This window comes from Microbacterium sp. NPDC096154, from assembly GCF_040302945.1.
Classification (GTDB): Bacteria; Actinomycetota; Actinomycetes; order Actinomycetales; family Microbacteriaceae; genus Microbacterium.
In genome coordinates, this window is the sequence record NZ_JBEOSM010000007.1 from 158,994 (window position 1) to 172,821 (window position 13,828).

Here is a 13,828-nt window from a genome sequence, read left to right on the forward strand (position 1 = left end):
ATGTTCCTCGGCATCGACGTGGGGACCTTCGAGACGAAGGGCGTGCTCGTCGACCCCGCCGGCGCGGTCCTCGGCACCGCGCGCCGCCGGCACGACATCGACACGCCCGCCCCCGGTCGTGTCGAGCAGGACCCGGAGGGCGTGTGGTGGCGGGATCTGACCCAGATCGCGCGCGAGCTCATGCAGCACCCGCGGGCGCACGAGCTGGCCGGCGTCGCAGTGAGCGCGATCGGCCCGTGCGTCGTCGCGGCGGACGTGGACCTTCGTCCGCTGCGCTCCGCGATCCTCTACGGCGTCGACACGCGGGCCAGCGCGCAGATCGATGCGCTCACTCGACGCTTGGGCGAGGACGAGATCCTGCGCCGCAGCGGGAACCGCCTGACCAGCCAGTCGGCCGGGCCGAAGATCGCCTGGCTGAAGGACGAGGAACCGGAGGTGTGGCGGGCGGCGCGATGGTTCCTCACCAGCCAGTCCTGGCTGGTCGCGAAGCTCACGGGGGCCGTGGTCATCGACCACGCCACCGCAGGGTACTTCCACCCGCTGTACGACCTCGCGCGCGGTTCCTGGGACACGTCCGGATGCGAGGACTTCGTCGATGAGCGGCGCCTGGCGCGGATCGAGTGGAGCGATCGGGTCGCCGGCACCGTCACGCCGGCTGCTGCCGCGGAGACCGGTCTGCCCGTCGGCGTCCCGGTCGTGGTCGGCACGACGGACTCCCCGGCCGAGGCGGTCGGAGCCGGTGTCGTCGAGGCGGGCGACCTGATGGCGATGTACGGCTCCAGCGGCTACTTCATCCGGGTCGGGGACTCCCCGACCGTGGCCGAGGGGCTCTGGGCCGCGCCCTTCGTGTTCGCGGGCACCTCGGTGCTCGCGGCAGGGACGTCGACCGCGGGCACCGCGACGCGCTGGGTTGCCGATGCGCTGGGAATCGCCGACGAGTCGGATGACGTCACCTTCTCGCGCCTGCTCGATCTCGCCGGGCGGTCGGAGCCGGGGGCGCGCGGTGTGCTCGCGCTCCCCCATCTCGCAGGCGAGCGGACGCCGTTCCAGGACCCGCTGAGCCGCGCCGCGATCGTGGGGCTCGGCCTCGAGCACACCCGCGCCGACATCGCGCGCGCGGTGCTGGAGGGCATCGGACATTCCATCGCGGAGGCCATCCTGACCTTCCGTCGGGCCGGCCAGGAGCTCTCACGGGTGGTCGCGATCGGGGGCGCGACGCGCAATCCATACATCGTCGGCACGGTGTCGACCGTGACGGGGCTGACCCAGGAGGTCGCCGACACGGCCGGCGCGGCGTATGGCGATGCGTTCCTGGCGGCGCTCGGCGTCGGCGCCGTGAGCGCCCGGACCGCGGTGCACCACTGGGTCCGCCCCCGGGAGACCATCCAGCCGGACGCCACGAGCCGGGAGGTCCTGCAACGCGACCACGGGTCGTTCGTCGCGCTCTACCGCGACCTCGCGCCATGGAACCACGGGAGGGCCGCGTGAGCCGCGGCGCCGTCGACTGGCGGCAGATCGCCACGCTGGTGGCGGACGGCGTCCGCTTGCAGGGCGGCGACCGTGTCTCCGTGTTCCTGACCGATCCCTCCGCGATGGACGCCGCCGCAGCCTTCGTCGACGAGAGCTGGCGTCGCGGTGCGATCCCGCAGGTCATCGCGACGGATGAGCGCTTCGATCAGAGCGCCCTGCGCTGGGCGGAGCTCTCCGTCCTCCAGCAGGCACCCCCCATCGAGGCGGCGGCCATGGAGTGGTCGGACGTGCACGTCTCGTTCCGCGCTCTGACCCCGCCCGTCGCCGGTGCCGATCCTGCACGCGTGGCCGCCTTGCGGCACGGGCGCGGCATCGTCTCGACCATGCGGTGGGAAGGCACCCGGTGGGCGCTTGTGCGAGTGCCGACGCCCGAATGGGCTGCCGTCGTGGGCCAAGACCCGGAGACGATGCTGGCGGAATGGACCGACTCGTTCCGCGCCGACTGGGACGAGGCGCGCGACCGCATGCAGGGCCTGTGCACGCGTCTGGCCGACACCGGGACGGTCGTCATCGAGGATGCGCATGGGCGACTCGAGCTGCCCGTCTCCGGGCGCTCGTGGGTGCCCTTCTCCGGCAACGCGAACTGGCCGGACGGCGAGATCGCCACCGCGCCGCTCGAGGCAGAGGTGACCGGAACCATCGCCTTCCCCGGCGACTTCTGGTTCGCAGGAGTGCGGATCCGGGACCTCCGGCTGGAGTTCGACGCCGGCCTCGTCGTGCGCGAGAGCGCCGCCGAGGGGATCGAGTTCGTCCGTGAGCTCCTGGGCACCGACGACGGCGCCCGCCGTGTGGGAGAGCTCGGCGTCGGCGTCAACGCCGCGCTTCGCACCCCCACCGGGGACCTTCTGATCGACGAGAAGATCCTCGGCACCGTGCACATCGCGCTGGGGCGCGCCTATCCCGAGTGCGGCGGCGTGAACCGCTCGTCGGTGCACTGGGACATCGTGAAGGACCTGCGCGGCTCCGACGGCGGAACCCTCACCGCCGACGACCTGTCGCTGATCCATGACGGGGTGGTGCAAGCACCGTTGCGCGACGCCGCGGTCGCCGGGCACGACGCACGTCACGAGTACTGAGCAACCTGGAGGACGCATGTTCGCGAACGAAGTAGACACGCCGGCTCCGCTGGCCGATCGCCCCATGGTGTGGCGAGAGACCCGCACCCCGACGCCCGCCGCGGGGCAGGTGGTGATCGCGGTCGCCGGATGTGGCGTGTGCCGGTCCAACCTGCACGTCGTCGAGGGCGACTGGGTCGCGGGCGGCGTCCCTGCGATCAGCCCCATCATCCCCGGTCATGAGGTCGCCGGTGTCGTGTCGGACATCGGTGAGGGCGTGACTGATTTCGTCGTCGGGGACCGGGTCGGCGTGCAGCCTCTGTGGTGGACCTGTGAGGAGTGCGAGTACTGCACGAGCGGCCGTGAGCAGCTCTGCCGGCGCCGCATCATCACCGGTGAGCACGTGAACGGCGGATACGGCGAGTACCTGCTCGCCAACGCTGCGCACACGTACCACGTGCCCGACAACCTCGACCTCGTGGAGGCCGCCCCGCTGTTCTGCCCGGGCATCACGGGGTTCGGCGCCGTCGCGAAGCTCGATGTGGGCCCGGGCGATCGCGTCGCCGTGTTCGGCCTCGGCGGCGTCGGGCACCTCGCCCTGCAGTTCGCGCTGCTGACGGGCGCGGAGGTCACCGCCGTCGGACGAAGCGCGGACCACCTCGCGGTCGCCCAGGAGCTCGGCGCCCACCACGTCTTCGATGCCTCGCAGGCCGACCCCGGCGCGGCACTGGAGGACAGCTTCGACGCCGTGCTCACGTTCGCCCCCTCGGACGCGGTCAGCGAGCAGGCGCTGCGGGTGCTGAAGTGGGGCGGCACGCTCGTCTCCGGCGTGCCGCTGACGCTCGAGGAGTTCCACTTCAACAAAGCGCAGACGATCAAGGGGTCGATCCTCGGAAACCGGCAGCAGATGAACGAGGTGCTGCGCCTGGCCTCGGAGGGCCGGATCCGCACCGTCGTCGACCGGTTCCCGATGGAGCAGGCCGCCGACGCGCTGCAGCTGCTCGCCGACGGTCGCCTGCGCTCGCGAGCGGTCCTCGAGGTTGCCGGCGTCGACGACCTCGCCTGATCCGCAGAAGGAGGCCCCCTGATCAGAGCCTCTGATCAGGGGGCCTCCTTCCTGTTTTGGGCAGAGAATGGCGACGTCGTCCCGTCCGCTTCGTCCGCGGGAACCCTAGGCGACGGTGGGCTCTCCGTGCACGCTGAACGTCACCGCGTAGCGGAAGGAGCCCGGGAGCATCAGCGCCCCGGGCAACGCCCCGGGTCCGCACGAACCCGAGCCGAGGCCGCTCTGGCCCGCATCGAGGTTGAGCCACAGACGACCGGAAGGCCTCAGCTCGAAGGGATGCTGCGCGGCATCCAGGGCCTCGGTGGTCCAGCGACGCACCGTGAAGTCGACAACGGGATCGGCCTCGATGCGCAGCGTGCGCGAGCCGTCATCCAGCGCAACCCAGCGCGCATCGACGCGGTTGCCGTTCTCCTGCGGCATCAGATAGGGCGTCTGCATCTCGTCGACGCTGCGACGCCACACCCCCAGCCTCGCCGCGCTGCGGCTGTCGGAATACGCCTCGCCGGGGCCCGGCCCGTACCAGGTGACGTTGGCGAAATCCTCCGGCAGCGACATGCGCACGCCGAACCGCGGAAGCGGGACGTCCCAGTCGCCGGTGGGCGTGGCTTCGATGTCGAGCCGCACCGCATCATCCGACGCCGTCCAGCTCATGCGAGTGGCATAGCCGAGGTCGGTCCCGTCGAATCCCAACCGGCCCGTCACCGCCAGCGTCCGGTCATCCAGCTCGACGCTCCGCACCGTGTGCCGGGGCCGGTCGAGACCGAGCTGCCGCCACCGCGGTTCCCGCGGCTCCCAGGAGAAGCCCCGGTCGTTGTCGATCACGGCGCGCCAGGTGTCGAACGTCGGAGCAGTGAGCGGGATGCCACCGAGCGACAGCAAGGCGCCGATCCGGGGGCAGAAGCGGGCCGGACCCAGGGCTACCTCGTCTCCCTGCCGGCGAGGCATGGCACCCGCGGGACGAGACGGAGGAAGGGGCTCTCGAAGGACGAACTGCTCCCATGCGATCTCATGGCCCTCGTCGGCCCAGGTGGTCGTCGCCGCGAGCACGGCCCGCACCGTGAGCACGCGCTCGCCCTCCCCGCTGTCGTCCAGGGGCACGTCGATCGGCGCCGATGTCCCGGCCGGCACCGCACCGGGGATGGTGGCTCCAGCTTCGCGGACGACCCCGTCGTCCAGGATCTCCCACTCGACGCGCACGTCCGCCAGGTCGCGGTGGTCACGCTTGTTCCAGATGACGATCCGCCCGCGTTCGCGGGTGAACGCGATGGGCTGGAAGACCCGCTTCAGCTCGTGCAGCGCCGGACTGGGCGTGCCGTCGGGGAAGACGATGCCATCAGCGATGAAGTTGCCGTCGTGGCGCTCCTCCCCGAAATCGCCCCCGTAGGCGAAGTACTCTTCGCCGTCGCGGGTGCGCGTGCGCAGACCGTGGTCGAACCATTCCCACGTGAAGCCTCCGGCGAGCCGCGGATAGCGCTCGAACAGCTCCTGGTACTCCGACAGGCCGCCCGGCCCGTTGCCCATCGAGTGCACGTACTCGCACAGCATGAATGGCATCTGTCGGCGGCGGGCGTCCAGGTCGGCGTCCGGGAACGGCGCCTCCTGGCGCTGTCCGAGCAGATCGAGCTCGCGATGCGTCGCGTACATGCGGCTGTAGACATCGACGTACTGGCACGACCAGTCGCGTTCGTAGTGCAGCAGGCGGGACGGATCGCGATCCTTCGCCCACCTCGCCATGACGCCGAGGTTCTCGCCCGTGCCGCACTCGTTGCCCAGTGACCACATGACCACGCTCGGGCGGTTCTTGTCGCGCTCGACGAGCCTCTGCATCCGATCGAGCAGCGCGGGCGCCCACCGCGGATCCTCGGTGGGGTTGCCCGGCAGCTTGTGGAACCAGTCCACAGGGAAGAAGCCATGGGTCTCGAAGTCGCACTCGTCGACGACCCACAGTCCCAGCTCATCGCACATCTCGAGGAACCGGGCGGAGGGCGGGTAGTGGCTGGTGCGCACCGCGTTGACGTTGTGGCGCTTCATCATCACGATGTCGGAGCGCATCCGCTCCTCCGACACCACGCGCCCGGTGTCCGGATCGTAGTCGTGGCGATTGGTGCCCCGGAAGAGCACGGGCGCCCCGTTGACGAGGATGACGCCGTCGGCGATCTCGACGCGGCGGAAGCCGATGCGCAGCAGGATGCTCTCGCCCGCTCCGACGAGCCGGCCATCGTAGAGGCGCGGGACTTCGGCCGACCAGGGCTCGACCGGCACACGCGCGGTCTCGCCTGCCGCGATGTCGATGCCGAGTTCCGGGACGATGACGCGCGCGGGGGCGGACGCGTCGATCCGCAGGATGCCCTCGCCGGTGGCGGCGTCGAAGTCGGCGTGCACGAAGTGGTCGTCGATCGCGCCTGCGGGGCGCCCGAGCAGCGTCACGCTGCGGAAGATCCCCGACAGCCACCACATGTCCTGGTCCTCGAGGTAGCTGCCCGACGACCATTGGTGCACGCGCACCGCGAGAACGTTCTCCTCTCCCGGTCGGATGAGGCCGGTGACGTCGAACTCGTGCCGCAGCCGGCTGCCCGACACGATTCCGACCTCGGTGCCGTTGAGCCAGATCCGGCCGATCGAGTCGACACCGTCGAACCGCAGGAGCACGCGCTCGACGTCCCAGTCGTCGGGCACCGTGAACGTGCGGAGGTAGTCGCCGGTGGGGTTGTCCGCCGGGACGTACGGCGGATCCACCGGGAACGGGTACAGGCGGTTGGTGTAGACCGGCGCGCCGAAGCCATGGAGCTGCCAGTGCGCCGGCACGGGGATGGACGTCCAGTCCTCCCCCGTGGCCGCACCGCCGAGGAAGTCGACCGGCGCGGAGGCGCTCGGCGAGTACCGAAAGCCCCATGTGCCGTCGAGGCTCAGCTCCGGCGCGTCCGAACGGGCATGCGCACGGGGCGGCAGAGCGTTGCGTGACGGCAGCAGCTCCTCGTAGTACGCGAAGGGGCGGTCCATCGCGACCGGGGAGTGCACGATGCCGCGCTCGCGGTCACCCGCGGCGAGGTCGCACGCGACCCGGTCGTTCATGGCGCTGAGATTGTTCATTCCTTGACGCTTCCCGTGGTCAGGCCCGAGGTCCAGTACTTCTGCAGATACAGGAAGACGACCACGAGCGGCAGGATCGAGACGAGCGAGCCCGTGATGACGGTGGAGAACTGAGCGGATGCGCCGCCGCCGGCTTCACTGGCCGCCTGCAGCTGGGCGAGGCCCAGCGTCAACGGGAACAGGTCCGGATCGGTGAGCATGATCAGCGGCAGGAAGTAGTTGTTCCAGGTGTGCACGATCGCGAACAGCAGCACCGTCACGATGCCCGGGACCATGATGCGCAGCCCGATCTGCCAGAAGATGCGGAACTCTCCCGCTCCGTCGATGCGCGCAGCCTCGAGAAGCGTGTCGGGAATGGACTCCTCGGCGTAGATGCGCATGAGGTACACGCCGAACGGGCTGACCAGCGAGGGCAGGATGATCGCCCATACGGTGTTGGTCAGTCCCGCGCCGGCGAAGAGCAGATACGTCGGGATGGCGAGGGCGGTCGTCGGGATCATGATGGCGCCCAGCACGACGGCGAACAGGAACTTCTTGGCGGGGAAGTCGTATTTCGCGAACGCGTAACCGGCTGCTGCGGAGAGGATCGCTGCGCCCACACCGCTGACGAGCGCATACAGGACCGTGTTGCGGATCCATTGCGTGAAGACGCCGTCGCGAGTGGTGAACAGCTGCACGAGGTTGTCGAACAGGCTGAAGTCGTCCGCGAACCACAGCCCGAAGCTCGAGAACAGACCGGAGTTGTCCTTGGTGGACGCGACGATGAGCCAGAACAGCGGCAGCAGGAAGTAGGCGGCCGCGACCCAGATCACGACGGTCAGCACCGTGCTGCGGCCCTCCCCCGGGGCCAGTCCGGTCTGTCGGCGGCGAGCACGCCGGCGCTGCTGCAGCGGCGTCCCGGCCACGACCATTGCCTCGGTGACGGTCACGACCGTGCTCCCTTCTCCCGACGTGCTGCCGACAGCTGGAACACGTACGAGACGATCATGATGATGAACCCCAGCAGGAAGGCGACGGCGGCCGCGTAGTTCACGTCCTGGTTGGTGAAGGCCAGGTTGTAGGCGTAGAGGTTGGGCGAGAACGACGAGCCGATGGCGTTCGGGGCGATCTCGTACAGCAGCTTCGGCTCGCTGAACAGCTGGAACGCGCCGATGACCGAGAAGATCGAGCAGAGCACGATCGCCGAGCGGATGGCGGGGATCTTGATGCTCCAGGCGATGCGGAACTGACCCGCGCCGTCGATGCGCGCGGCCTCGTACTGCTCGGCGGGGATGGCGCGCATCGCCGAGTACATGATCACCATGTTGTAGCCGACGAACTGCCACGTGACGATGTTGATGATCGACCCGAGGATGTTGTCCGGGGACAGCAGCTGAGGCGAGCCGAGCCCGATGGCTCGCATGACCTGGGCGATCGGTCCGAAGTTGTCGCCGTAGAGGTAGCCCCACATCAGCGTGGCCACCACACCCGGCACGGCGTACGGGACGAAGATCGCCAGGCGAGCGAACCTGCCGCCTCTCACGCGCGTGGAGTCGAGCGCGAGCGCGAAGATCAGCGCCAGGACCAGCATGATGGGCACCTGGATCACGAGGAACAGGCACATCCGCAGCACGCCGCCGATGAAGCGCTCGTCGCTCAGCGCTCGCGCATAGTTCTCGAACCAGACGAACGAGTCGCCCCCGACGAGCTGCACCCGGAACAGGCTGAGATAGCCCGCATAGAACAGCGGCATCAGCAGCATCGTGACGAAGAGGATCATGAACGGCGCGATGAAGAGATACGCCGCGATGTGCTTGCGGCGCGTATCGCCCCAGGTCTTCCGTCCGAGAGCCGTCGTGCTCATCGGTATCGCCTTTCTACGTGTGAGAGAGAACACGGCAACGGGGGTGGGCCCTGAGGGCCCACCCCCGTCGGCGTCATTCGGTGACGACCGTGAAGCCCTGCGACTCGCCGTACGAGACGAGCTCGCTCTCCCATTCCTCCAGCGCGGCCAGCAGGTCGCCCTTCTCGGTGATGGCGGCGCCCAGCGTCTCCTTGAAGCTCGAGCTGGCGTAGTCGTTGTACGGCAGCCACTGCCAGTCGGCCGAGACGGTCTCGGACACGTCGGCGAAGACGGCGTTCACCTTCTGACCCGCGTAGAACTCCATCTCCTGGTCGCGCACCTCCGGCGAGTTCAGCGTCTCGACCAGAGACGGGAAGATGAACTGCTCGGTGGCGAGACTCTGCGTCGACTCGCTGTTCGTCGTGAGGAACTTCACGAACTCGGCGGCCACGATCTTCGCATCCGAATCGGCGGTGACGGAGATCGCCGAGCCGCCCTGGTTGCCCGAGGCCGGAGCCGACTCGTCCCACTGCGGCATCGGCGTCGCCTGCCACAGTCCGCTCGTGTCGGCCGCGGTGCCTTGCAGGAAGACGGGGCCCCAGGCGGCGGCGAGCCAGCTGGCGTACTTCCCGCTCGCGATGCTCTGGTACCAGTTGTCGTCCAGCTGCGGAGCGGTGTCGACGAGGTCGCGCTGGATGAGGTCGTCCCAATAGCCCACGACCTTCGTCACCTCATCGGAGTCGAGGTCGATGGTGACGGTCTTGTCCCCGTCGAAGGCGAACGGGCGAGCACCCGCCTGCCACAGCAGGGCCAGGATCGGCGAGAAGCTGTTGCCCGGCAGGTCCGAGATGTACGAGCCGGTCTTCTCCTTGATCGCCGCCGCGGCCTCCGCGTACTCGTCCCACGTGGCGGGCACCTCGACGCCGGCCTCCGCGAAGATGTCGGTGCGGTAGAGCTGCCCGGTGGGACCGAGGTCCTGGGGCAGGCCCCATACGGCGTCGTTCGCTGCCACCATGCCCCAGGCGCTGTCCACGAACTGGTCGGCGAGATCGGCCCCGCCGTACGGCGTCAGGTCCAGCACGCTGTTGGTGATGGTGAAGGACGGAAGGAAGGAGTACTCGATCTGCACGACATCCGGGACGTCACCGGACTTCACCGCGGCGCGCAGCTTCTGATACTGCGCGGTCGCGCCGCCCTGGTTCGACAGCTTCACCGTGATCTCCGGGTGGAGCTCCTCGAACATGTCGATCTGGTTCTGGATGTCGGGCACCCACGACCAGAAGTCGATCGTCGTGGGCGTGCTGAGCGCCTCGTCGATCTGCTCCTGCGTCACGGTCTCCGCCTCGCCCGCTTCCGGGGCCGACGGCGTCGAGCATCCGGCCAGCACGATGGCCGACGACACGACGAGCGCGCCGATGGCGACCCCACGGCGACGTTGCACTGCGGTCATTTCTGTCCTCCTTTGGAGATCCGGCCTCCGCGATGGCGTGTGCGGACCCGGCGACTGGGGTGCGCCGCACCCTCGTGCTCTTCGGCGAGCGGCGGGCCCTCAGGGAAGGGCCGGCTGAGTTCTGACTCCTGATGGCCACGGCGTTGCGGCGACGTTATCACACTCTCGAAGTAGAACGTATGCCTTTTACGCCGCCGGTGCTCACGCTTCGACGGACGGCGCATCCACGGAGAGGACGTCGATCTCGTCGAGGGCCGCCACGAGAATCGACCGCATGATGGCGTAGGCGCGATCCGGATCGCGTCGCTGAATCGCGCCCGCCACATCCGCATGCAGCTGCAGAGCCTCGCTCGCCGGCCTCTCCGGCACGAGGCCGTGCTCCGTGCGACTCACCAGCACCTGGCCGATCAGCCCCGACAGGCGGGAGAACATCGCATTCCCGGAAAGACCGAGGATGCGCGCATGGAACTCGACGTCAAGCGCGAGAAAGCGCTCGTGGTCGTTCTGCTCGCCTGCCGCCCACAGCTGCCCAGAGAGGGCGATCAGTTCGCTGATCTCCTCCGAACTGGCGCGCGACGCCGCAAGCCGAGCAGCCTCGGGCTCTATCGCCGCCCGCAACTCCACGAGCGAGGCCAGCTGCTCGGCGCGATCCGGAGAGCCGAGCCGCCACCGGATCACCTGGGGATCGTAGAGATTCCACTCGGTGTCGGGCAGCACGAGCACGCCGATCCGACGGCGGGAGGCCACGAGCCGCATCGACTCCAGGACACGCACCGTCTCCCGCGCGACCGAACGGGAGATCCCGCACCTCTCTTCGATCGTCTCGAGGGTGAGGCTCGAGCCCGGGCCGAGCTCGCCCGAGCAGATCAGTCTCCCCAGCTCGTCGAGGGCGCGGGAGTGCTGTCCCGCCAGCGAAACGATGGCCGATGCATCCTGCGTGGTCATGAGGGAACGTTACCAAGCTCGGATTCGTCAAAAGACATACGTTATAGTCTGCACGCAGCAATACTTCTCCACGGTCGAAAAGATCGGTGGACCCGCCCCAAGAAGGGACCCCATGCAGATAGCGCGAATCGAGACGTTCCTTGTGCCACCGCGGTGGCTCTTCGTGCGCGTCGAGACCGACACCGGCGTGGTGGGCTGGGGCGAGCCCGTCGTCGAAGGTCGCGCCGAGACCGTACGCACCGCGGTCGAGCAGCTGAGCGAGATCCTCCTCGGAGCCGACCCGCTGCGCATCCAGGATCACTGGCAGGTCATGACGAAGGGGTCCTTCTACCGCGGAGGACCGATCCTCTCCAGCGCCGTCGCGGGACTCGACCAGGCACTCTGGGACATCGCCGGGAAGCACGCGGGCCTGCCCGTGCACGTGCTGCTGGGAGGGCCGGTGCGCGACCGCATCCGGATGTACGGGTGGGTCGGCGGCGACGAGCCCGCCGAGGTCGCGGATGCCATCTCGGCACGGCTCGAGCAGGGTCTGACGGCCGTCAAGATGAACGCCAGCGGTCGCTTCGACCGGATCTCCAACAACCGCGAGATCGACGCCATCGTGGCCCGGGTGGCGGCCGCGCGAGACGTGCTCGGCGACACCGGCGACGTCGGCGTCGACTTCCACGGGCGAATCAGCCTCCCCGACGCGCGGCGCATCATCCCCGCGATCGAGCCGCTGCGTCCGATGTTCGTGGAGGAGCCGACGACGCCCGAGAACAGCCACCTGCTGCGCCGGATCACCGAGAGCACGTCGGTGCCGATCGCCACGGGTGAGCGGCTGTTCGGACGACACGAGTTCCTGCCCGCTCTCCAGGCCGGCATCGCCATCGCCCAACCGGACCTCTCGCATGCCGGCGGCATCTCGGAAGTGCACCGGATCGCGAGCCTCGCGGAGATCTACGACGTGCAGCTCGCGCCTCATTGCCCGCTCGGACCGATCGCGCTGGCGTCCAGCCTGCAGATCGGGTTCGCCGTGCCGAACTACTTCATCCAGGAGCAGAGCATCGGCATCCATTACAACGAGGACGGCGAGGTGCTGGACTACCTCGCCGACACGTCCGTCTTCGACTTCCACTCCGGCTACATCGAGCGCTTGACCGCGCCGGGACTGGGCATCGAGATCGATGAGGCGGCCGTCCGCGAAGCCGCGGCGCGCGGCCACGCATGGCGTGGTCCGATCTGGCGCCACAAGGACGGAGGGTTCGCCGAATGGTGACGACAACGGAGCTGCTGGCCCGCCTGCGCGCGGAGCGGCTGATGCCCATCATCCGCAGCGAGCGGCAGGAGGACGCTGCCGCGATCGGGCGTGCACTGCTCGAGGCGGGGTGCACCGTGCTCGAGGTCTCGCTGACGACGCCCGGCGCCCTCGATGTGATCGCGGAGTTGCGAGAGTTCGCCCCCGGGCTCATCGGCGCGGGCACGGTGCTGACCGCCTCGGACGTCGCCTCAGCGCGCGACGCCGGCGCGGAGTTCATGGTGACGCCCGCCGTCACGGAGTCGATCGACGCCTCGGTGCGACTCGACATCCCGGTGCTCGCGGGAGCCCTCACGCCGACCGAGATCCTCGCCGCCCATGGCGCGGGCGCCTCAGCCGTCAAGCTCTTCCCCGCCGAGCTCGGGGGGCCCGCGTACTTCTCCGCGCTGCGCGCTCCCCTCCCCCACATCCCCCTCATCCCCGTGGGCGGCGTGACGCTGGAGATGGGGCGCGACTACCTGGCGCGCGGAGCCCTCGCCCTGGGCGTCGGATCCCCGCTCACCGGGCGCGCGAGCGACCCCGTGGACCCTGCGGTCATCGCCGAACGTGCCACGGCATTCCAGCGCATGGTCGCGGAGGCGCGATGACCGACGTCGTCACGTTCGGCGAGGCGCTGATCGCGATCCGGACGCACGGGCGTCTGGGCCTCGGCGATCCGCTGTCCGCCTCCCCCGCGGGCGCCGAGATGAACGTCGCCATCGGGCTCGCCCGCCTCGGTCACGACGTCCGCTGGATCGGCGCCCTGGGGAAGGACCCGGCAGGCGACCTCGTGCAGCGGACGCTGCGCGCCGAGGCCGTCGACGTCAGCCGCGTTCGTCTAGACGCGGACGCCCCCACGGGACTCATGCTGGTCGACATGCCGCCTGCGCTGCCGCCCGTCGTGACCTACCACCGGCGTGGTTCCGCCGGTTCGCGCATCGCGCCGGCCGATGTCAGCGATGCAGGCGGGACGGCACGCGTCTGGCACCTGACAGGCGTGACTCCGGCTCTGTCCTCCTCGGCGCTGGCCGCGACCCAGGCGGGAATCGACGAGGCACGGCGTGCGGGAGCCCTCGTCTCCTTCGACGTCAACTACCGCGCCAAGCTCTGGGACCGTGGCGTGGCCAGCGCCGCGCTCGCGCCGCTTGCTCGTCAGGCCGATGTCATCATCGCGTCCGAGGACGAGCTCGATCTCGTCGCCGACGGCCGGGACGAAGCCGCGCGCCTGGCCGACCTGCTGGACGGGGGCTCCCGCGAGGTGATCGTCAAACGCGGCCGAAGCGGCGCCGATCACTACGACGGGGAGGCCGTCACGTCGTGTCCGGCCTACCCCGTCGACGAGGTCAACAGCATCGGGGCCGGAGACGCGTTCACGGCCGGTTACCTGTCGGGGCTGCTCGACGGCCTGGAGACGGCCGAGCGCCTGCGGCGCGGCGCACTGTGCGGCGCACTTGCCGTCGCCGGAGTCGGCGATTGGGAACAAGCGCCTACTCGCGCCGAGCTGGACCGGCTCGGCGCGACGAGCGACGCCGTCCGCTGACGCGGCCCGCAGGATCCTGCGGGCCCCCGGCCGGAGTCCAGAACCGAGATCGCG

At 69.5% G+C, this 13,828-nt stretch carries 11 protein-coding genes; 6 read left to right on the forward strand and 5 right to left on the reverse strand.

Annotation, left to right across the window (positions count from 1 at the left end):
* The 3 genes from ABTW64_RS11365 to ABTW64_RS11375 are packed head-to-tail and all read left to right on the forward strand — an operon-like array spanning position 1 to position 3,651.
* Complete coding sequence (locus tag ABTW64_RS11365) at positions 1 to 1,488, forward strand: FGGY-family carbohydrate kinase (RefSeq protein WP_350622428.1); 1,488 nt, start codon at positions 1 to 3, stop codon at positions 1,486 to 1,488.
* Complete coding sequence (locus ABTW64_RS11370) at positions 1,485 to 2,606, forward strand: aminopeptidase (protein ID WP_350622430.1); 1,122 nt, start codon at positions 1,485 to 1,487, stop codon at positions 2,604 to 2,606. Before ABTW64_RS11365 ends, ABTW64_RS11370 begins: the two co-directional genes overlap by 4 nt.
* Positions 2,607 to 2,622: 16 nt before the next feature.
* Positions 2,623 to 3,651, forward strand: a complete 1,029-nt coding sequence (locus ABTW64_RS11375) for an alcohol dehydrogenase catalytic domain-containing protein (protein WP_350622432.1) — start codon at positions 2,623 to 2,625, stop codon at positions 3,649 to 3,651.
* A gap of 105 nt (positions 3,652 to 3,756) precedes the next feature.
* Here ABTW64_RS11375 and ABTW64_RS11380 read toward each other — a convergent pair whose 3' ends face one another.
* The 5 genes from ABTW64_RS11380 to ABTW64_RS11400 all read right to left on the reverse strand — a co-directional run bounded on the left by ABTW64_RS11380 (position 3,757) and on the right by ABTW64_RS11400 (position 10,958).
* On the reverse strand, positions 3,757 to 6,741 hold the full coding sequence (locus ABTW64_RS11380) for a glycoside hydrolase family 2 TIM barrel-domain containing protein (protein WP_350622434.1): 2,985 nt from the start codon (positions 6,739 to 6,741) through the stop codon (positions 3,757 to 3,759).
* Positions 6,738 to 7,652 carry a carbohydrate ABC transporter permease gene (locus ABTW64_RS11385; RefSeq protein ID WP_502892334.1) on the reverse strand — a complete coding sequence of 305 codons (915 nt, stop codon included), beginning with the start codon at positions 7,650 to 7,652 and terminating at the stop codon, positions 6,738 to 6,740. The genes ABTW64_RS11380 and ABTW64_RS11385 overlap by 4 nt, the downstream gene beginning before the upstream one ends.
* Before the next feature lie 14 nt (positions 7,653 to 7,666).
* Positions 7,667 to 8,584 (reverse strand): carbohydrate ABC transporter permease, encoded by a 918-nt coding sequence (locus ABTW64_RS11390; RefSeq protein WP_350622438.1) that lies wholly within the window; start codon positions 8,582 to 8,584, stop codon positions 7,667 to 7,669.
* 73 nt (positions 8,585 to 8,657) lie between these two features.
* The gene (locus ABTW64_RS11395; RefSeq protein ID WP_350622440.1) at positions 8,658 to 10,013 is read right to left on the reverse strand and encodes an ABC transporter substrate-binding protein; all 1,356 of its coding nucleotides are present in this window, start codon (positions 10,011 to 10,013) and stop codon (positions 8,658 to 8,660) included.
* 201 nt (positions 10,014 to 10,214) lie between these two features.
* Positions 10,215 to 10,958 carry a FadR/GntR family transcriptional regulator gene (locus ABTW64_RS11400; RefSeq protein ID WP_350622442.1) on the reverse strand — a complete coding sequence of 248 codons (744 nt, stop codon included), beginning with the start codon at positions 10,956 to 10,958 and terminating at the stop codon, positions 10,215 to 10,217.
* On the opposite strand from ABTW64_RS11400, the gene dgoD reads away from it, so the two are divergent.
* From dgoD to ABTW64_RS11415, 3 genes are read left to right on the forward strand one after another with little or no spacing between them, the layout of a single operon-like run.
* On the forward strand, positions 10,957 to 12,216 hold the full coding sequence (dgoD, locus tag ABTW64_RS11405; RefSeq protein ID WP_350622444.1) for a galactonate dehydratase: 1,260 nt from the start codon (positions 10,957 to 10,959) through the stop codon (positions 12,214 to 12,216). The two genes, ABTW64_RS11400 and dgoD, sit on opposite strands and share 2 nt — an antisense overlap.
* Positions 12,210 to 12,842, forward strand: coding sequence for a bifunctional 4-hydroxy-2-oxoglutarate aldolase/2-dehydro-3-deoxy-phosphogluconate aldolase (locus ABTW64_RS11410; RefSeq protein WP_350622446.1), 633 nt, complete (start codon positions 12,210 to 12,212; stop codon positions 12,840 to 12,842). Before dgoD ends, ABTW64_RS11410 begins: the two co-directional genes overlap by 7 nt.
* The gene (locus tag ABTW64_RS11415) at positions 12,839 to 13,774 is read left to right on the forward strand and encodes a sugar kinase (RefSeq protein ID WP_350622448.1); all 936 of its coding nucleotides are present in this window, start codon (positions 12,839 to 12,841) and stop codon (positions 13,772 to 13,774) included. The genes ABTW64_RS11410 and ABTW64_RS11415 overlap by 4 nt, the downstream gene beginning before the upstream one ends.
* Positions 13,775 to 13,828: the final 54 nt, after the last annotated feature.